At 44.2% G+C, this 19,261-nt stretch carries 15 protein-coding genes, 4 tRNA genes and 1 other annotated feature (1 of these 20 cut by a window edge); of the genes, 14 read left to right on the top strand and 5 right to left on the bottom strand.

Annotated elements, in window-relative coordinates; translation table 11 throughout:
- Window positions 1-97, bottom strand: a sequence feature (Trp leader region); it reaches 7 nt to the left of the window's first position.
- Window positions 44-169: a trp operon leader peptide gene (locus IJ23_RS05680; RefSeq protein WP_005376787.1), complete on the bottom strand. Its 126-nt coding sequence runs from the start codon at window positions 167-169 to the stop codon at window positions 44-46. Its footprint overlaps the feature before it by 54 nt.
- A 95-nt stretch (window positions 170-264) precedes the next feature.
- Between IJ23_RS05680 and rnm the strand changes: the two genes are divergently transcribed.
- Both rnm and IJ23_RS05670 read left to right on the top strand, forming a co-directional pair.
- The gene (gene rnm / locus IJ23_RS05675) at window positions 265-1,122 is read left to right on the top strand and encodes an RNase RNM (protein ID WP_005386777.1); all 858 of its coding nucleotides are present in this window, start codon (window positions 265-267) and stop codon (window positions 1,120-1,122) included.
- A gap of 59 nt (window positions 1,123-1,181) precedes the next feature.
- Window positions 1,182-1,802: an L-threonylcarbamoyladenylate synthase gene (locus IJ23_RS05670; protein ID WP_005376791.1), complete on the top strand. Its 621-nt coding sequence runs from the start codon at window positions 1,182-1,184 to the stop codon at window positions 1,800-1,802.
- Window positions 1,803-1,893: 91 nt separating this feature from the next.
- On the opposite strand, the gene IJ23_RS05665 is transcribed toward IJ23_RS05670, so the two are convergent.
- Window positions 1,894-2,604 (bottom strand): calcium-binding protein, encoded by a 711-nt coding sequence (locus tag IJ23_RS05665; protein WP_005376796.1) that lies wholly within the window; start codon window positions 2,602-2,604, stop codon window positions 1,894-1,896.
- A 565-nt stretch (window positions 2,605-3,169) separates the two neighbouring features.
- Here IJ23_RS05665 and rluB point away from each other — a divergent pair.
- The gene (gene rluB, locus IJ23_RS05660; RefSeq protein ID WP_005376798.1) at window positions 3,170-4,108 is read left to right on the top strand and encodes a 23S rRNA pseudouridine(2605) synthase RluB; all 939 of its coding nucleotides are present in this window, start codon (window positions 3,170-3,172) and stop codon (window positions 4,106-4,108) included.
- Between the two features lie 187 nt (window positions 4,109-4,295).
- Here the strand turns inward: rluB and IJ23_RS05655 are convergent, their stop codons facing one another.
- Window positions 4,296-4,616 (bottom strand): HI1450 family dsDNA-mimic protein, encoded by a 321-nt coding sequence (locus tag IJ23_RS05655; protein ID WP_005376800.1) that lies wholly within the window; start codon window positions 4,614-4,616, stop codon window positions 4,296-4,298.
- A 2-nt stretch (window positions 4,617-4,618) separates the two neighbouring features.
- Window positions 4,619-5,185, bottom strand: a complete 567-nt coding sequence (gene efpL / locus IJ23_RS05650; RefSeq protein WP_005376801.1) for an elongation factor P-like protein EfpL — start codon at window positions 5,183-5,185, stop codon at window positions 4,619-4,621.
- Between the two features lie 194 nt (window positions 5,186-5,379).
- Between efpL and IJ23_RS05645 the strand changes: the two genes are divergently transcribed.
- On the top strand, window positions 5,380-6,147 hold the full coding sequence (locus IJ23_RS05645) for a nucleotidyltransferase (protein WP_033905668.1): 768 nt from the start codon (window positions 5,380-5,382) through the stop codon (window positions 6,145-6,147).
- Here the strand turns inward: IJ23_RS05645 and IJ23_RS05640 are convergent.
- The gene (locus tag IJ23_RS05640; protein ID WP_033905667.1) at window positions 6,144-8,507 is read right to left on the bottom strand and encodes a DNA polymerase II; all 2,364 of its coding nucleotides are present in this window, start codon (window positions 8,505-8,507) and stop codon (window positions 6,144-6,146) included. The two genes, IJ23_RS05645 and IJ23_RS05640, sit on opposite strands and share 4 nt — an antisense overlap.
- Window positions 8,508-8,934: 427 nt before the next feature.
- Here IJ23_RS05640 and uvrY point away from each other — a divergent pair, with 427 nt between their 5' ends.
- The 10 genes from uvrY to nspC all read left to right on the top strand — a co-directional run bounded on the left by uvrY (window position 8,935) and on the right by nspC (window position 19,195).
- Window positions 8,935-9,579 (top strand): UvrY/SirA/GacA family response regulator transcription factor, encoded by a 645-nt coding sequence (gene uvrY / locus IJ23_RS05635; RefSeq protein ID WP_005386783.1) that lies wholly within the window; start codon window positions 8,935-8,937, stop codon window positions 9,577-9,579.
- 1 nt (window position 9,580) lies between these two features.
- Window positions 9,581-11,413, top strand: coding sequence for an excinuclease ABC subunit UvrC (gene uvrC / locus IJ23_RS05630; protein ID WP_017820475.1), 1,833 nt, complete (start codon window positions 9,581-9,583; stop codon window positions 11,411-11,413).
- A 46-nt stretch (window positions 11,414-11,459) separates the two neighbouring features.
- Window positions 11,460-12,017, top strand: coding sequence for a CDP-diacylglycerol--glycerol-3-phosphate 3-phosphatidyltransferase (pgsA, locus tag IJ23_RS05625; RefSeq protein ID WP_005394805.1), 558 nt, complete (start codon window positions 11,460-11,462; stop codon window positions 12,015-12,017).
- 461 nt (window positions 12,018-12,478) lie between these two features.
- Window positions 12,479-12,552: transfer RNA gene (locus IJ23_RS05620), tRNA-Cys, on the top strand.
- Between the two features lie 37 nt (window positions 12,553-12,589).
- A tRNA-Gly gene (locus IJ23_RS05615) sits at window positions 12,590-12,665 on the top strand.
- A gap of 78 nt (window positions 12,666-12,743) precedes the next feature.
- A tRNA-Leu gene (locus IJ23_RS05610) sits at window positions 12,744-12,830 on the top strand.
- Window positions 12,831-12,843: 13 nt separating this feature from the next.
- Window positions 12,844-12,919 (top strand) — tRNA-Gly (locus IJ23_RS05605).
- An 899-nt stretch (window positions 12,920-13,818) separates the two neighbouring features.
- Window positions 13,819-16,695: a pyridoxal phosphate-dependent class III aminotransferase gene (locus tag IJ23_RS05600; RefSeq protein ID WP_033905666.1), complete on the top strand. Its 2,877-nt coding sequence runs from the start codon at window positions 13,819-13,821 to the stop codon at window positions 16,693-16,695.
- An 18-nt stretch (window positions 16,696-16,713) separates the two neighbouring features.
- Complete coding sequence (locus tag IJ23_RS05595; protein ID WP_033905664.1) at window positions 16,714-17,958, top strand: carboxynorspermidine synthase; 1,245 nt, start codon at window positions 16,714-16,716, stop codon at window positions 17,956-17,958.
- 103 nt (window positions 17,959-18,061) lie between these two features.
- A complete protein-coding gene (gene nspC, locus IJ23_RS05590) occupies window positions 18,062-19,195 on the top strand; it encodes a carboxynorspermidine decarboxylase (RefSeq protein ID WP_005386789.1) in 1,134 nt (377 codons plus the stop codon).
- The last annotated feature ends 66 nt before the right edge of the window (window positions 19,196-19,261 follow it).

Below are 19,261 nucleotides of genomic sequence, written 5' to 3'. Positions count from 1 at the left end.
AGCCCGCTTAAGTAGCGGGCTTTACAACGTTTGGTTCTATAAACTAGAAGTATACGTTTGCCCACCAAGAACTAGTCCAAGTGCGCCACCAAGCAAGATCTGATGAGTTTGCCTTATTAAGACAAACCGCAACTTTCGCTTTTTGGTTTTGGTTAAATTCTTGTAACATGGTGAACCTTAAATTACGTACTTTGTATTTGTGTACTAGTTAACTAGTGCGAGAGTAAAAAGTCAACCCCAAAACGGCATTAAAACGATAAAAATATGAGAATTGATTTACATAGTCACACCACTGCATCGGACGGTCGGTTAGAACCTAAAGATTTAGTGGAAAGGGCGCTGAGTTTTGATATCGAGGTTTTGGCGATCACTGATCACGATACGGTTGACGGTTTGGCGTTAGCTAAGCAATACGTTCAAGATAATAATTTGCCGATAAAAATCATCAATGGCATTGAGATATCGACCGTCTGGCAAAACAAAGACATTCATATTGTCGGCCTGAATATTGATCCGGAAAATGAACAATTATCTGCCCTCATAGAGCAGCAGAAGCAGCATCGCATAACACGATCTGAGTTAATTGCAGAGCGACTACAAAAAGCAACTCGAGTAGGTGTGCTTGAAGAGGTAAGGCAAATCGCCGGTGATGCCCCAGTGACAAGAGCGCATTTCGCGAAATGGTTGGTAGATAATGGTTACGCAAAAACCATGCAAATGGTGTTTAAAAAATACCTAACGCGTAATAACCCAGGTTATGTACCACCGAATTGGTGTTCGATGAAGGATGCGGTTGATGCTATCCATGCGGCTGGTGGAATGGCGGTATTAGCGCATCCTGGCAGATATAAGTTGACAGCGAAGTGGATTAAGCGTCTTCTAGCAGCGTTTGTCGAAGCAGGTGGTGATGCGATGGAAGTTGCACAGCCACAGCAAGCGCAACAAGAAAGGCGCAACTTGGCTGATTATGCTATACAATACAAACTATTAGCCTCTCAAGGCAGTGATTTTCACTACCCATCACCGTGGATGGAGCTAGGAAGGAACCTATGGTTGCCTGCTGGCGTCGAACCAGTTTGGAAAGATTGGGGAATAGATCCTTCGTTGAATAATACTCAGTAATACGAAGTCGAGAACCCATAAAAATATAGAGCCGAGAGGCTCGATAATGAGGAATTACAATGAGCCAGTTTTTTTACGTTCACCCAGAAAACCCACAGGCTCGCTTGATTAATCAAGCAGTAGCAATCATTCGTAACGGCGGCGTTGTGGTTTACCCTACTGATTCAGGGTATGCACTTGGCTGTCAGTTGGAGAACAAACAGGCACTGGAACGAATCTGTCAGATTCGTCGTCTGGATGATAAGCATAACTTTACTTTGCTGTGTCGTGATTTGTCGGAGCTTTCTCTCTATGCGCGAGTGGATAACTCTGCATTCCGACTGCTGAAAAATAACACACCAGGTCCTTACACCTTCATCTTCAAAGGCACAAAAGAGGTGCCGCGTCGTTTGATGAATGCAAAACGTAAGACCATCGGTATCCGTGTTCCAGACAATCAAATTGCCTTGGACTTGTTGGAAGCATTAGGTGAGCCGATGATGTCTACGTCGTTGATTCTACCTGGCAGTGACGTAACAGAATCTGATCCAGAGGATATTCGAGATAAACTAGAACATGCGGTTGATGTGATTCTTAATGGCGGTTACCTAGGTGAGCAACCTACGACTGTAATTGACTTTAGCGAAGGTGAACCTGTTGTAGTTCGTTTGGGATCAGGTGACCCTGCACCATTCGAATAGTAGACGCACCACCGCCAAACAAAATAGGAGGCATCGCGCCTCCTATTTTAGTTGTCATATCGAATATCTCATTGAACTTAACTGATTGAGGTTAAGCAAAATCGAAAATGTCGATACCATTTTGTTCTGCATAGTTGATGTATGCAGAGCTCACACCGTTTAGTGTCACTTCAACATTGTATTCATCACTTGAGAATACTGCCCAGCCACACTCATTGTAAGATAAAGTCAGATCATCCGCTGAATCCAAGAACGTATCTCGAATGCCATCGTTATCAGTGTCTCGGCCCATATCAAAGACAAGTTTGTCATGGAAAATATTAAAATCGACAATGTCGGCTTTGACATCAATATCGTTGGAAGATACTGGCTGATCAGGTACACCAATAGCCAGGCGGTTTGTAAGCACGAAGGTGTCGTCTCCACAGCCACCGCTCAGTACTGATTCACCATCACCAACAACGAGGGTGTCGTTACCCCAGCCACCACTCAAGTAGTTGTTGCCTGAATAATCAAAAATTGTGTCGTCGCCACAGCCACCAAAGAGTTTGTCGTTTCCTAATCCTCCGGATAGGAAATCGTTTCCAAAGCCGCCAGAAACAAAGTCGTTACCTCGGCCACCAAGCAAGGTATCATCTCCCCAGCCACCGAAGACAATATCATTACCTCCGTATCCTACAAACTTATCATCACCACAGAAGCCGAAGAAAATATCGGTTGTTTCAGAGCCTTTTGTGCCTGTCATATCGTCATCTTGAGATGTCCCAAAAATCCAATTTAGGTCGAGATTTAGCATAGACATTGTTCTATTCCTTTTTGTCTGATTTATGCCAATCGCCGAGAGTGCAGAGCGAACCTAGAGAGTCAGAGTACACGATAGCATTAGTGTTATTTTTGATGTGAACTAATGACTTAAAGACAATTTTTGTCTTGTTACCCACGACCTTGTTTTGCTATGAGCGCTCATTGTCTGCGGTGATTGGTATTACTTAGCAGCAAACCGGGACGGCTTATTCTTCGTTGCTTTCTAGCAATACGAACAGTAAACACACCCCAAGTGGTTATTGTTGTAACCCTGACAATTTTATCAGGTACAGCGTGGTTAAAGTGGTTCAGGAAGACCGATATTAGTGGGATTCTCGTTGATCAATGCCTGCATTAAGTAGTAAAAAAGTTGCAGAATAGGACAAATATTTCGGTCATTTTTGAAGTGAATTTTGGTGTGGAGAATGGCGCCGATTTAGCTTACATTAACTAAGAAAGTTACGTATAATGTCCGACCGAAAAATCCCACTGAAATGGGTAAATAGCAAAATGCAGACCAATCCTGGTCTAGACGTCTGTGAAGACGACACATAGGTAGATAAATGAGCGAAAAGTTACAAAAAGTATTAGCACGTGCTGGTCACGGTTCTCGTCGTGAGATTGAATCGTTAATTAAATCTGGTCGCGTTAGCGTGAACGGTGTAGTCGCTAAGCTTGGTGAAAGACTTGAAGACGAGAGCAGCGTAGTTCGTATCGATGGTCACATTGTCTCTGCAAAGATTCAAGAAGAAGTGATTTGTCGTGTACTTGCGTACTACAAACCTGAGGGTGAACTGTGTACTCGTCACGATCCAGAAGGTCGTCGTACTGTTTTTGATCGTCTGCCAAAAATTCGTGGCTCTCGTTGGATTTCAGTTGGTCGTCTGGATGCGAACACTTCTGGTCTTCTACTTTTCACAACGGATGGTGAACTGGCGAACCGCTTAATGCACCCAAGCCGCCAAGTTGAACGTGAATACCTAGTACGTGTGTTCGGTGAAGTAACTGAACAGAAAGTTCGTAATCTAGTAAAAGGTGTTGAACTGGAAGACGGTTTAGCTCGCTTTGAAGATGTTGTTTACGCGGGTGGTGAAGGCATGAACCACACGTTTTACGTTGTTATCAACGAAGGTCGTAACCGCGAAGTTCGTCGACTATGGGAATCGCAAGAGTGTACCGTTAGCCGTCTGAAACGTGTTCGTTACGGCGACATCTTCTTAGACAAGAAACTGCCTCGTGGCGGTTGGATGGAGCTTGACCTGAAAGAAGTAAACTACTTGCGGGAGCTTGTAGAGCTTCGTCCAGAGAAAGAAACCATGCTTGATCTGAACAAAGACAACACGTCACGCAAACGTGAGCGTGCACGCAGCCAAAAAATTCGTCGCGCAGTTAAGCGCCATGAAGAGCGTGTTAACACGCCAAAAGGTCGCAGCAACAACCCTTCTCGTCGTAAGCCGAAGAAGACTGCTGGTGACCAAGGCGCACGCAACAAGCATCGTTAATCGATAGCAAAACATCAGAAAGGCTTGCCAATTCGGCAAGCCTTTTTCTTATCTGTTACATAACAAAAGGATCTAAAGCCGATATAGAGCAGGGTGCTTTGTATAAACAAATATCTCAGCTAGACGAAAACAACAGATAAAAAAATACCAGCACTAGGCTGGTATCTTTGTTCATGATGAAGAAACGTTAATCGCGTTTCCAAAGCATATGGCAGAACTTATGTTCAGGGTCTCGGCTGATTAGCATACGAGCAAATACGTCATCAAGAACGTCATTTTCCTCATTTACTAGGCCGATACGAACCTCTGCATATACTTCTTTGTCGATCTCGAAGCCAACATGTTCAACCCAGTCATCACCGGTTTCAACAAGTTCTGCGGCACCACGATCTTCAAATTGCGCAGTAAACAGAATCACGTCAGCAGGCTCTAGGTTATCTGGAGCCATCTCAAGGAAAATGTCGTACGCTGCGTCGATGACGTCGTCGTAAGAAATCAAATCAGACATGCTTATGCTCGGCTCATGTATTTACGTTCAGCTGTGTTAATGATAACTCGGTCACCAGTTGCAATGTACTCAGGAACCTGGATGACAAGACCTGAAGCGAAGCGTGCTGGTTTAGTACGAGCAGATGCAGAAGCACCTTTGATTGAAGGGTCAGTTTCTTCAATCACTAGCTCAACAGAAGATGGTAGTTCAATACCCACTGCAGCACCGTTAACAAGGATAATGTGGATACCTTGTGTATCTTCGTTGATGAACAGCATGTCGTCTTCAACTTCATTGTGCTTGAATGTGTATTGTGAGTAGTCTTCGTTATCCATGAAGATGTGCTCATCGCCGTCAGCGTATGAGTACACAACTGCACGTTTGTTCATTTCTACCGTTTCAACAACGTCATCAGACTTGTAACGCTCATCTACACGTGCGCCCGTGTTTAGATCTGTACAACGCATTTTGTAGATTTTAGCGCCGCCACGACCGCCAGGAGTCGTTACTTCGATGTCTTTAACTAGAAGAGTTTTACCATTAGACTCGATTGCGAAGCCTTTTTTGATTTCACTTGCCTTTGGCATTGTATATTCCTATTCATACTTATTAAGCAAAACTCGGTGATTATAGCGCTAAGTTAGCCGCCTAGCATTAAAATTCATTGCAGAAATTTGTTGTTACTCCCATGACTAAACACCTGAATGGACTTGATTCGGTGAGTCGGCTAAGAGAACATATAGCCCAACTTCTTGAACCATCTGAGAACACGTTTTAAGTCATGTCTCTGCCTGTTATCGATCCTAAACAACCATTTCAACCAGAGTTTGCGCCTTTAATTAGGGAAGTCACCGCTTGTCTCAAAGGTGGATTGGGGCAAAACTTACACAGCGTTTATGTATACGGTAGTGTTGCTCGTAAAACAGCGATCGTTGGGAAGTCGAACTTAGACCTGGTTGTCGTTACTCAATCATCCTTTGAGCACAATCGCGCGACTTTGCTCAACACAATTAAGTGGCGTGCGCAGCAGAGTTACTCTCAAGTTAATGGTGTATCGGTCCGTACAGCCTTAGTGAGCGAAGTGGCTAATTTAGATAGTATTTTTACTTGGGGCTTTATGCTTAAGCATTGCTGTGTCTGTGTTTATGGTGATGATCTAGCAGACTGCTTCGGTGATTACGTCCCAAGTTGGGAAATTGCTAAGCACTGGAATATGGATGTGGAAGATTGGATTACGGTGTATCGCAAAAAAATCGTACAAGCGAAGACGATAGAAGAGCAGGTGGCCGCCCAGCGCGTGATTGCTAAAAAGTTACTAAGAGCGTCATACTCTTTGGTGATGTATCGAGATAAACGTTGGTTTGATGACCCCGTAGAGTGTGGCAAGGTATTCTTAACTTATCATCCTGAAAAGCAGCTTGAGATCGAGCGGCTAGAAATTTTACTTTCTGGCCGGGGGATTCCCAAGCGTTCTGTTATCGGGCTAATTGATGCGTTTGGTGATTGGTTAGTCAAACAGTACCAGAAAACAGAGTTTCGTATCGGCTAAAACAACCCCATTTGTGGCGCTGAAAGCCTGTCAAAGTCCGTCCCAATGAAAGGGAGAATCGCATCTGCAACGGGTTTGAGTTGTTTATCAATGTAATGTTGATAATCAATCGGGCTATTGAGGTACTCATAAGGTTCAGGGCCGTTCACGGTAATAATGTATTCAATTCGTCCTTTGTTTTGATACTGTAATGGGCGGCCAAGCTTGGCATTTATCTCATCCGCTAAACGAGCTGCACGCACTTGTGGCGGGACGTTTTTCTGATACTCATGCAGTTTTCTGCGCAGTCGCTTTTGATACACCAACTGTTCATCAAATTCACCGTTGTTAGTTTTCTCAACCATCTCTCGGACATAGTCGCTTGGATCTTCACCATGGAAAATCATGCTATAGAGTGTATTTTGAAATTTCTGTGCTAACGAGGTCCAGTCAGTACGTGCACTTTCTAACCCTTTAAATACAATCCGTTCTTGCTCTCCTTCACCGATTAAACCCGCATAGCGCTTTTTCGAGCCAGTTTCTGCGCCACGAATCGTTGGCATAAGGAATCTGCGATAATGGGTTTCATACTCGATTTCCAACATAGATGTTAGGTTGTACTCAGAACGCAGGTGTTCTTGCCACCAAGAGTTGATGTAATCAACTATTTGATTTCCAACAGCGTCAGCTTCTACTTGACTGTATGGTCGATTCAACGACACGAATGTGGAATCCGTATCGCCGTAAATCACTTGATATCCTTGCTCCTCAATCAGCACCTTAGTTTGCTTCATGATTTCATGTCCGCGCATGGTAATACTAGAAGCTAACCGAGTATCAAAGAAACGACATCCCGATGAGCCCAGTACGCCATAAAAGGAGTTCATGATGATTTTGATTGCCTGAGAAAAAGCTTTTTCATTGTTCTTCTTTGCAACATCACGTGCTGCCCAAAGCTTTTCAATCATTTCTGGTAAAAAGTGTTTCGTACGATGGAACTGCCCACCGCGAAAGCCAGGTACAGCCTGATTTTCTTCTTTTCCAATATCGAGCAATAACCCCTCAACTAACCCCATAGGATCAATCAAGAACGAGCGAATAATCGATGGATATAGACTCTTAAAATCCAATACTAAAACAGAATCATATAGGTTAGGGATGGAGTCCATCACGTAACCGCCGGGGCTCGCAATCCAATTTTCAGGGTGTAGGTTTGGGGCAACGTAGCCTGCTCGGTGTATCTGAGGCATGTATAGGTTTGTGAATGCTGCAACCGAACCGCCGACACGATCTAGTTCGACACCAGTGAGACGAGAGCGCTCTATTGCAAAGTCAAGCAGGTGAGTGTGATTGAAAATCTTATTCACCAACACGCAGTCTTGTAAGTTATATTTAGCCAGCGATGGTTTGTCGGAGCGGTACATACGATTGATCTCATCCATGCGGTCATGAACGTTGTGGATTTCTTTCCCTTCCCCTAAGAGTTCTTGAGATACAGACTCTAATGACCAAGACCGAAAGTGATAAGTCGCCGTTTTTAACGTATCGATACCGTCCATTACAACTCGCCCTGGAATGGAAATAAACCCTTGTTGGCTTTGAGATGAACTTCTGAAAAAGCTGGCTTGGTCTGCTCTACCAAGCATTAGCTTCATGTTGTGCCATTCTGCTCGTTTGTGTAGCAGACGAAAGTCAAAATCAATGACGTTCCAACCGACAATGACATCGGGGTCGAATTGTTTAAACCAATCGATGAGTGCTTCTAGAAGCGCTTTTTCATCCTTAACCCATTGTATCGGTGTCTCCGAAGGTTCTGGTTCTCCGATCATGATAACGCGGGAATCCATGACGCTGTCTAATCCGATTGAGTAAAGAATGCCTTTCTCAGAGCATTCTAGATCTAACGAGACAACGTTTAACTTCGGCTCATATTGCCCCGCACGGCATTTTGCGCTCTGGACGCGTTGGTAGCCATTGGTGCGAGTCACATTGCCTGTAAACTCGATACTGCCTTTGATAAAACGCTCCATTAGGTAGCGATCGGCGAGGCGAATATCACTTTCATACGTAGTGATATCTTTTTGAGCGAATGTGTCTTTGAGTGCGAGAGCGTCTCTGGTTACATTGGTATAGCAGGCAGCAAGAGGCGTATGTTCAAACGTTTTGAGATCCAAAAGGCGGATGTCGACGAATATGTTTTTTTCTCGTGCGAGTGTCTTTGCTTGCTCTGAGTGTTTCTGAGCGATGAAAAATACTGGCTTCTCACCATTAATAAGTAACTGAGTAGGACCTGCTTCTGTCGAAAGCCACAGCTCGATTTTAGTTTGACCTTTGATGTCTCGTGCCTGTCGAGTTAGCAGGAAGCCTTGTTGAATATTCAAATGTGAGAAACCTTAGAAAACTTGAAGAACGTTAGTTTAACACTAAGAACTGTGAAAATAACCAGTAAAGAAAGCGTCTCAAATTTTTGCTGGAATTAGTGATTACAAGTTAGTCTTTGGTGCAAGAGGGACAGTGTCATTTTAAGTTATTGCGTGTTTCTCTGGGCAATATGAAACCTAGTTACTTGATTTATTGTACTTAATGTTGTTAATTGTCTTTTCTTAGATTTCGGTTCTGCTCATCACGCTCTAAAATAATAGAGTGGTTTATGAATAAGTTCTTGCTAAAGTTTGCGTTTCAGCACATATTCATAGAAAGCAATTTTTTGTCGATTACGTTAGTATATAGGCAGTCATACTGATATCCACATTTAACAAATAATGGTTATGTGGGTGCAGAACCAATACAAAGTGTGGAGATACAAGTTTGATAAATGTTTTCCTTGTAGATGATCACGAGCTGGTTCGCACAGGGATACGACGTATTATTGAAGACGTCCGTGGAATGAACGTAGCAGGAGAAGCTGACAGCGGTGAAGATGCAGTAAAATGGTGTCGCAGTAATCATGCTGACGTCGTTTTAATGGACATGAACATGCCAGGAATTGGTGGCTTGGAAGCCACTAAAAAAATTCTTCGCGTGAATCCTGATGTGAAAATCATCGTACTTACCGTTCATACAGAAAACCCGTTTCCAACCAAGGTGATGCAGGCAGGTGCGTCTGGTTATTTAACCAAAGGTGCTGGCCCTGACGAAATGGTGAATGCGATTCGTGTAGTTAATAGTGGACAGCGTTACATCTCGCCAGAGATTGCGCAGCAGATGGCATTGAGTCAATTTTCTCCAGCCTCTGAGAACCCTTTTAAAGACTTATCCGAACGTGAATTGCAGATCATGCTTATGATCACCAAAGGCCAAAAGGTAACGGATATTTCTGAGCAACTTAATTTAAGTCCAAAGACAGTCAATAGCTATCGCTACCGACTCTTTAGTAAATTGGACATTAATGGTGACGTTGAGTTAACTCACTTAGCGATTCGCCACGGAATGCTGGACACCGAGACCCTTTAGCGTGAATCCTCCTTTCGATTCGGCTTCCTTTCTCAAGACAGTAACTCATCAGCCCGGCGTTTACAGAATGTACAACGCCGAAGCTGTTGTAATCTACGTAGGTAAAGCCAAAGACCTTAAAAAGCGCCTTTCAAGCTACTTTCGGAAAAAAGTAGACAGTGAGAAAACTCGCGCGCTTGTCAGTAATATCGCCAAAATAGACGTCACGGTGACTCACACTGAGACAGAAGCGCTGATCCTAGAGCATAACTACATCAAGCAGTATTTACCGAAATACAATGTGTTGCTGCGAGATGATAAGTCTTACCCTTATATCTTTATTAGCGGTCATAAGCACCCACGGCTTTCTATCCACCGTGGCGCCAAGAAGCGCAAAGGTGAATATTTTGGCCCCTACCCAGATTCTGGTGCAGTAAGAGAAACATTGCATTTGCTGCAAAAGATATTTCCTGTGCGCCAGTGTGAAGACACTGTCTATTCCAACCGAACGCGCCCATGTTTGATGTACCAAATTGGTCGTTGTGCAGGACCATGCGTTAATACCATCATTTCTGATGAAGAATATGCAGAGTTGGTTGGCTTTGTGCGCATGTTTTTGCAAGGCAAAGATCAGCAAGTACTCAAACAGTTGATTGAGAAAATGGAAGTTGCCAGTCAGCAATTGCGCTTTGAAGATGCCGCTAAATTTCGCGATCAAATCCAAGCGATTAGGCGTGTTCAAGAGCAGCAGTACGTCTCAGAAGACAGCATGGATGATATGGATGTACTCGGGTTTGCTCAGGAGAATGGTATCGCGTGTATCCATATCCTGATGATACGCCAAGGCAAAGTGCTTGGTAGCCGTAGCCATTTTCCGAAAATCCCACAAAATACAAGCCAGCAGGAAGTGTTCGATAGTTTTCTGACTCAATACTATTTGAGCCATAACGAAGCACGTACAATTCCTTCTCGTATTATTTTGAATCAAGAGTTGGCAGAAGATATTGCGCCAATACAGAAAGCGTTAAGTGAAGTGGCAGGCCGTAAGGTTCATTTTCATACGTCGCCAACTGGCTCTCGAGCAAGGTATCTCAAGCTTTCGAACACTAATGCACTAACGGCGATTACCACCAAAATCAATCACAAAATGACGATTAATCAGCGTTTTCATGCGCTTCGCGAAACATTGAATTTGGAGTCTATAGCTCGAATGGAATGTTTTGATATCTCCCATACGATGGGGGAAAGCACGATTGCGTCATGTGTGGTGTTCAACAATGAAGGCCCCGTTAAGCAAGAGTATCGTCGCTACAACATTACTGGGATTACCGGTGGTGATGATTACGCAGCAATGGGACAAGCGTTGGAGCGCCGTTATTCGAAGCAATTGGACGTAGAGAAAATTCCCGACATCATCTTTATCGATGGCGGTAAAGGTCAGTTAAATCGTGCGCATGACATCATTTCGCAGTACTGGGGGGATTGGCCAAAGCGTCCTATCATGATTGGTATTGCAAAAGGCGTTACTCGCAAACCAGGTTTAGAAACGCTGATTACAGTCGATGGGGACGAGTTTCATTTACCAAGTGATGCTCCTGCGCTGCATCTTATCCAACATATTCGTGATGAAAGCCATAACCATGCTATAGCGGGGCACCGTGCTAAGCGAGGTAAAACCAGACGTACGAGTGCACTCGAAGGGATTGAGGGAATCGGCCCTAAACGACGTCAGGCGTTACTCAAGTACATGGGTGGGTTACAAGAACTTAAACGTGCAAGTGTCGAAGAAATCGCCAAAGTACCGGGAATAAGTCACTCTTTAGCAGAAATTATTTTCCAAGCATTGAAACAATAAGGAAAATCGCGCAACATTAAGCCGCAATGTGTAAGAGAATAATAAAATGCGTTTGAATATCCCGAACATTCTGTCTCTTCTTAGACTGTTCCTAATCCCTGTTTTTGTGGTTGTCTTTTATCTACCTTATTCATGGGCACCGTTTGCAGCAGCAATGGTGTTTTGGGTAGCGGGTTTTACTGACTGGCTTGACGGCATGTTGGCCCGTAAACTTGGCCAAACTTCTCGTTTTGGCGCGTTTATTGATCCTGTCGCTGATAAAGTGCTAGTGGCAACGGCATTGATTCTAATCACGGAACATTATCATTCAATTTGGGTGACCATTCCTGCGGTAACGATGATTGCGCGAGAAATCATTATCTCAGCATTGCGAGAATGGATGGCTGAAATCGGTAAGCGAGCGAGTGTTGCGGTATCTTGGGTTGGCAAAGTAAAAACTGTTTCGCAAATGTTCGCCTTATGGGTGTTGATATGGCGTTACGATGAATGGATGGTTTGGCTAGGCTTTGCGGCCTTGTATGTGGCAACTTTCTTGACATATTGGTCAATGATTCAATATTTGGCTGCTGCGAAAGACGATCTGTTGAATGAAGAGCACCATTAAATTCTGATGTTAGAAAGCAGGCTTAATAGCCTGCTTTTTTGTATCTAAGACAATCTACAGCATTTTTTGCTTCTCTCGCTTTTCAATGCTTGCTAACGGCCATGCTTACAATTTGTATCTGGGGCTTTTGCTTCGATAGAGTTCCATTTGTGATCTAAGTCTTGTTTTTGTCCTTGGAGAGTCTTAGAGAGGCGAGTCTTCTGATTATTAATACTTCAATGCACGCAACGCACGGCCAGCAGTGTAAGGCGTAGCCAAAGTTTTATGATAAACAAGTGTATTTAAGCGATTTTTAGTATTAAAACTAAGCAATCCATCGTCTTTCGCACAAATTCTAGTCAAACGATTTAAAAAAATAAAAATAGTGTTGACTCGATCGCTCGAATCCGTAGAATGCATCCCGTACCCAGGAGAGCACGGCTCAAAGGGTGGTGAAAAAGCTTAGCTTTATTCACAAATGAGGCGCCTTGGCAGAGTGGCTATGCAGCGGATTGCAAATCCGTGGACCTCGGTTCGACTCCGGGAGGCGCCTCCATTATTCTTTTGAGAGTGAATGGCTTTCGAGAATAAATGCGACACTAGCTCAGTTGGTAGAGCGCAACCTTGCCAAGGTTGAGGTCACGAGTTCGAACCTCGTGTGTCGCTCCAAATTTTATTGATATGGCATTTAGCGGTATCAGATGGTGTTTTACTTTTCTGTAAAGGCATCACAAAGAATATTTGTGTGCCCTGGTGGTGGAATTGGTAGACACAAGGGATTTAAAATCCCTCGACGTTCGCGTTGTGCCGGTTCAAGTCCGGCCCGGGGCACCATCTCATATTAAATGCGACACTAGCTCAGTTGGTAGAGCGCAACCTTGCCAAGGTTGAGGTCACGAGTTCGAACCTCGTGTGTCGCTCCAGATTTAAGGCCTAACATGAAAATGTTAGGCCTTTTTCGTATTTTTTTGAAAATCTCAAACTTCTTTTCTGTCACAGACTTCGTTAAGTAGCGAACCCTTTGTCTCATTGACTCAAGTGATTGTTAATTCTGCCATTGCAAAACATCTTAGCTATTCCTACTAGTCTATGTTTAAACCATCACTTGTGGTGAATAACCACTCTTACTCCAGGCAAAGCTGTGACGAGAATGCTATCTTTTTAAATGTTCCGGATATAGAAAGGAATGTTTTACGATTAAGCAGCACAACCTTAAACCTCTGTTTAGATGAGGTGATGATATCTCAAGAATATTTGTTTAAATAACAGCTATTTGAGAGAAGCAGAAAAGCATAGCTCATGAATATGAACATGTGAGTTGCAATGGGGTATGTTTTGTTGTGATTTACATCACTGTTACTAATATGAAAAATCGTTGCCAGAAGATTTTATTTTGTGATAAATTCGCGCGCAATCTCGGAGCGTAATTAACAACGTTTGATCTCTGGGGGATACGCGTAGTGACCATTCAAGCTGATTGTGACACTGCGTAGGGTAGGTATCGGCAAAGCCTTTTGTCGATAGACGGGATACTAATGCTGTAAACGCGGCATATTAATGGGAAACCCAACATTGAAACCTTTGAATAAACACACACTAATCAGCTTCATACTGCCGAAATGTCCTGTTTTACAAAACGGGTGCATTACAGAACCTTGATTAATCCCTTTTACATATAAAGTCGCGAGTATCGTGGCGGATGATCTGTATTTGTCATTTATGCACTGACAAATGCGGAGGGGTATTCACACCTCCTGTAATTTCATTCTAATGATTATTAATACAGGATACAGAATTATTATAATTCAAGGGATTATGTAGTATGAGCACTGCCTTTGAAGTCGATAGCAATATCGCAAACATTTTTTCGTCTCAGGTTCCTATCGTTGAGGGAACGTATGACTTAACGCCAGATCAAGTATTGATTGATCAGGCTGAGCATGAATCTGAAGTACGTTCTTATCCACGTCGTTTGCCGATCGCAATTAAACAAGCCTTTGGGTGCTTGGTTGAAGATACGCGTGGACAGATCTTTCTAGACTGCCTTGCGGGGGCAGGCACTCTAGCTTTGGGGTATAACCATCCTGAAATAAACCAAGCTCTGAAAGAGCAATTAGATTCAGGACTGCCATATCAGACGCTAGATATTGCAACATCAGCAAAAACGACGTTTATTCAATCTGTTAAGTCTTTTCTTCCTCAAGAGTTAAGCGAGAACAGCGTTATCCAATTTTGTGGCCCGTCTGGAGCTGATGCGGTTGAAGCTGCTATCAAGCTCGCGAAACAGACTACCGGTCGCAACACTATGTTTGCCTTCCGTGGCGCATACCATGGTATGACTAATGGTACGATGGGGATGATGGGTAACTTAGGCACCAAAGCTCGTCGAACTGGTTTGATGTCGGATGTGCACTTTATGCCTTTCCCATACAACCTGCGTTGTCCTTTTGGGCTTGGCGGTGATGAAGGTGCAAAAGCAAGTATTCGCTATATCGATCGTCTTTTAAACGATGATGAGTCAGGCATTATGAAGCCTGCCGCGATTATCGTGGAGCCAGTGCAAGGTGAGGGTGGTGTTGTTCCTGCGCCAGCATTCTGGCTACGAGAGTTACGTCGTATTTGTGATGAACACGGTATCTTACTGATCTTCGATGAGATCCAGTGTGGTATTGGTAAAACTGGCTACAATTTCGCGTTCGAAGAGTCGGGCATTGTTCCAGATATTCTGTGTTTATCAAAAGCAATTGGTGGTGGCTTACCAATGTCGCTATTGGTTATCAACAAGCAACATGATACATGGAAGCCGGGCGAGCACACAGGTACATTTCGTGGTAACCAGCTAGCTATGGTCTCTGGTGCGAAAGCATTAGAAATTATCCAGCGTGATAACCTTGTTGAGCATGCCAATATTGCGGGTCAGTACCTGCGTTACGGCCTTGAGAGTATTCAAAAGCGTGTAAACTGTATCGCAGAGGTTCGTGGCAAAGGTTTGATGCTAGGCGTGGAGATTAAAAATCCAGACGGTGAGCTCAATAAATTTGGTGAACCTCAAGCGGATAGTGAACTCACACTTTCTATTCAACGCGCAGCACTCGAGCGTGGCTTGATCGTTGAGAAAGGTGGACGCGAAGGCGCAGTAATTCGTTTCCTTCCTCCTCTTATCATCTCGTTTGAGCAAATCGACTTTGCTTTACGTGTATTTGAAGACGCGATTTTAGCCGCTGGCGGTAGTCACATCGAAACTCAGCCACAAGATGAATGGAAGAAGCATTTCATCCACACTGGAGAGATGGGCAGCAATGAATTTGCTTCGGTGATGAATCACACTACTACGGCAATGAAGTCAGTGTTTGAACAAGTGACTGCACCGTATTCAGGTGTGGATCCAAAAGCATTGGAAGCAGCGATTCACGACGTTGATCTTGATAATGGAAATGCGCCTCTTAAATCCGTTATCGACGATGCTGCTGATCTGGTCGCGAAAAACGCAATTTTTACTCAACATCCAGATTGTATTGCTCACCTGCATACTCCACCGTTGATGCCAGCGATTGCGGCAGAGGCAATGATTGCGGCTTTGAACCAGTCGATGGACTCATGGGATCAAGCTTCATCAGCGACTTATGTTGAACAGAAAGTTGTGAACTGGCTATGCGATAAATATGAGTTAGGTGAAAAAGCGGACGGTATCTTCACGAGCGGCGGCACGCAAAGTAACCAAATGGGTTTGATGCTTGCGCGAGATTGGATTGCTGACAAACTCAGTGCACACTCAATTCAAAAGCTTGGCCTTCCTGAATACGCAGACAAGCTACGTATTGTATGTTCGAAAAAATCCCACTTCACGGTTCAAAAATCAGCGTCTTGGATGGGATTGGGTGAAAAAGCGGTCATGACCGTCGATGCTAATGCCGATGGAACGATGGATGTCACTAAGTTAGACGAAGTTCTCAATCAGGCCAAAGCAGAAGGTTTGATCCCATTTGCCATTGTTGGTACAGCGGGTACAACGGACCACGGTGCTATTGATGACTTAGACTTTATCGCCGATATCGTAGCGAAACATGACATGTGGATGCACGTCGACGGTGCATACGGTGGAGCTCTGATTCTAAGTAGCCAAAAAGCGCGTCTGAAAGGTTGTGAGCGTGCACATTCCATCAGCGTAGACTTCCATAAGCTGTTTTACCAAACCATCAGTTGTGGTGCGCTATTGGTAAATGACAAGTCTAACTTTAAATTCCTGCTTCACCATGCAGACTATTTGAACCGCGAACACGACGAACTACCGAACTTGGTGGATAAGTCTATTGCGACAACTAAGCGTTTTGATGCGCTCAAAGTGTTTATGACGATGCAAAGCGTAGGGCCAAAAGCCCTAGGCGATATGTATGATCATTTGCTTGAACAGACGCTTGAAGTGGCGGACATGATTCGAGATAACAAACACTTTGAGTTGTTGGCTGAACCATCACTATCTACGGTTCTGTTCCGCGCGACAAATGAATCAGCGGATCTTGATGAACTGAACAAAACGTTGCGCTTAGAAGCGTTAACACGCGGTATTGCGGTATTGGGTGAAACCATTGTCGACGATAAAACTGCATTGAAATTTACGATTTTGAACCCGTGTCTGACGACGGCGGACTTTGAATCTTTGCTCTCAAAAATCAATACGCTAGCGGCAGAGCTAGTTTAACAAAGGTAACGGAAAACTATGGCAATTCTACAGATTGGTGCAGGCGGCGTTGGCTGGGTAGTTGCACATAAAGCAGCACAAAACAACGACGTTCTGGGTGATATCACAATCGCATCACGTACCTTAGGTAAGTGTGAGAAAATCATCGAATCGATTCAGAAGAAAAACAATCTGAAAGATTCAACTAAGAAATTAGAAGCGCGAGCGGTAAACGCGGACGACGTAGATTCTTTAGTTGCTTTAATTAAAGAAGTACAACCTGACTTAGTGATCAACGCAGGTCCTCCTTGGGTGAACATGTCTATTATGGAAGCATGTTACCAAGCTAAAGTGTCATACCTTGATACATCTGTTGCGGTTGACTTGTGCTCTGAAGGCCAACAAGTACCTCAAGCTTACGATTGGCAGTGGGGTTACCGTGAGAAGTTTGAAGAAGCGGGCATTACAGGTATTCTTGGTGCTGGTTTCGATCCGGGCGTAGTATCGGTGTTTGCCGCATACGCAGTGAAACATCTGTTCGATGAAATCGATACTATCGACGTAATGGATGTAAACGCAGGCGACCACGGCAAGAAGTTCGCAACTAACTTTGATCCAGAAACGAACATGCTTGAGATTCAAGGCGATTCGTTCTACTGGGAAAACGGCGAGTGGAAACAAGTACCTTGTCACTCACGTATGCTTGAGTTTGAATTCCCGAATTGTGGTTCACACAAAGTGTACTCAATGGCGCACGACGAAGTTCGATCTATGCAAGAGTTCATCCCGGCGAAACGCATCGAATTCTGGATGGGCTTTGGTGACCGTTACCTAAACTACTTCAATGTGATGCGCGACATCGGTCTACTCAGCCCAGATCCACTAACGCTTCACGACGGTACGGTTGTTCAACCTTTGCACGTGCTAAAAGCACTACTACCAGATCCAACATCACTCGCGCCAGGCTACACTGGCCTAACGTGTATCGGTACTTGGGTTCAAGGTAAGAAAGATGGTAAAGAGCGCAGTGTATTTATTTACAACAACGCTGATCACGAAGTCGCATACGAAGATGTTGAACACCAAGCTATCTCATACACCACTGGCGTACCAGCGATCACTGCGGCTTTGCAGTTCTTCCGTGGCAAGTGGGCAGACAAAGGCGTGTTCAACATGGAACAACTAGATCCAGACCCATTCCTAGAAACCATGCCATCTATTGGTCTAGATTGGCATGTTCAAGAACTGGAGCCAGGGCAACCTGTTATCCATAAATTGAAGTAAGAATTTAGCGACTCTTATTTGTACGTTTAAGCCGATGCACTTGCGTCGGCTTTGTTCGATTTTATAGTGCCTTTGCTAAGGCAAAGGGACGCAAGGTATCAAAATGCAACAAAACGAACTAAAAACGCCATACTTCATGATCAATGAAGACAAGCTGATTGAGAATCTAGAGAAAGCAAAACAGCTAAAAGACATCTCTGGTGTGAAGCTTGTATTAGCACTGAAGTGCTTCTCAACATGGGGTGTATTCGACATCATCAAGCCTTACCTAGACGGAACAACAAGTTCTGGCCCGTTTGAAGTGAAGCTTGGCTACGAAACGTTTGGTGGTGAGACACACGCATACAGCGTGGGTTACAGCGAAGATGACGTTCGCGATGTGGCGGACATCTGTGACAAGATGATCTTTAACTCTCAGTCACAGCTAGCGGCTTATCGTCATATTGTCGAAGGTAAAGCATCGATTGGCTTGCGCCTGAACCCAGGTGTGAGCTATGCAGGGCAAGACTTAGCAAACCCAGCGCGTCAATTCTCTCGTCTTGGTGTTCAGGCTGATCACATCAAACCGGAAATTTTTGATGGTATTGATGGCGTAATGTTCCACATGAACTGTGAGAACAAAGACGTGGATGCGTTTATCGGTTTACTCGATGCTATTTCAGCTCAGTTTGGCGAGTACCTAGATAAGCTGGACTGGGTAAGCATGGGGGGCGGCGTGTTCTTCACATGGCCGGGGTACGATATCGAGAAGTTGGGGTTAGCACTTAAAGCGTTCTCAGAGAAACACGGCGTACAAATGTATTTAGAGCCGGGTGAAGCGATAATTACTAAGACCACTGATCTCGTTGTAACAGTGGTTGATATTGTAGAGAACGTAAAGAAGACGGCGATTGTCGATTCAGCCACAGAAGCTCACCGCTTAGATACGTTGATCTACAATGAGCCAGCGTCAATCCTTGAAGCATCTGAAAATGGTGAACATGAGTATGTGATCGGCTCGTGCTCTTGTTTGGCTGGTGACCAGTTCTGCGTGGCGAACTTCGAACAGCCTCTAGAGATAGGACAGCGTCTGCATATTCTAGATAGTGCCGGTTACACCATGGTGAAACTAAACTGGTTTAACGGCCTACGTATGCCGTCGGTCTACTGTGAACGCTCGAATGGTGACATTCAAAAACTGAATGAATTTGACTACTCTGATTTCAAACGTTCACTGTCTCAGTGGTCAGTGAAATAAAACGTATTGAGTATTAGAACGACAAAGAGCAGCTGAATTGCTGCTCTTTTTATTGGGGAAGCGTTA

Source organism: Vibrio sp. OY15 (genome assembly GCF_000742455.1).
Lineage (GTDB): Bacteria > Pseudomonadota > Gammaproteobacteria > Enterobacterales > Vibrionaceae > Vibrio > Vibrio alginolyticus.
Note: the sequence above shows the minus strand (reverse complement) of the source record. Positions and strands in the feature narration are given on the sequence as shown.

Excerpts from the sequence above, each read along its gene's own strand:
- IJ23_RS05680 (WP_005376787.1), bottom strand. The coding sequence starts at position 169 with ATGTTACAAGAATTTAACCAAAACCAAAAAGCGAAAGTTGCGGTTTGT.
- rnm (WP_005386777.1), top strand. The coding sequence starts at position 265 with ATGAGAATTGATTTACATAGTCACACCACTGCATCGGACGGTCGGTTA.
- IJ23_RS05670 (WP_005376791.1), top strand. The coding sequence starts at position 1,182 with ATGAGCCAGTTTTTTTACGTTCACCCAGAAAACCCACAGGCTCGCTTG.
- IJ23_RS05665 (WP_005376796.1), bottom strand. The coding sequence starts at position 2,604 with ATGTCTATGCTAAATCTCGACCTAAATTGGATTTTTGGGACATCTCAA.
- rluB (WP_005376798.1), top strand. The coding sequence starts at position 3,170 with ATGAGCGAAAAGTTACAAAAAGTATTAGCACGTGCTGGTCACGGTTCT.
- IJ23_RS05655 (WP_005376800.1), bottom strand. The coding sequence starts at position 4,616 with ATGTCTGATTTGATTTCTTACGACGACGTCATCGACGCAGCGTACGAC.
- efpL (WP_005376801.1), bottom strand. The coding sequence starts at position 5,185 with ATGCCAAAGGCAAGTGAAATCAAAAAAGGCTTCGCAATCGAGTCTAAT.
- IJ23_RS05645 (WP_033905668.1), top strand. The coding sequence starts at position 5,380 with ATGTCTCTGCCTGTTATCGATCCTAAACAACCATTTCAACCAGAGTTT.
- pgsA (WP_005394805.1), top strand. The coding sequence starts at position 11,460 with ATGCGTTTGAATATCCCGAACATTCTGTCTCTTCTTAGACTGTTCCTA.
- IJ23_RS05600 (WP_033905666.1), top strand. The coding sequence starts at position 13,819 with ATGAGCACTGCCTTTGAAGTCGATAGCAATATCGCAAACATTTTTTCG.
- IJ23_RS05595 (WP_033905664.1), top strand. The coding sequence starts at position 16,714 with ATGGCAATTCTACAGATTGGTGCAGGCGGCGTTGGCTGGGTAGTTGCA.
- nspC (WP_005386789.1), top strand. The coding sequence starts at position 18,062 with ATGCAACAAAACGAACTAAAAACGCCATACTTCATGATCAATGAAGAC.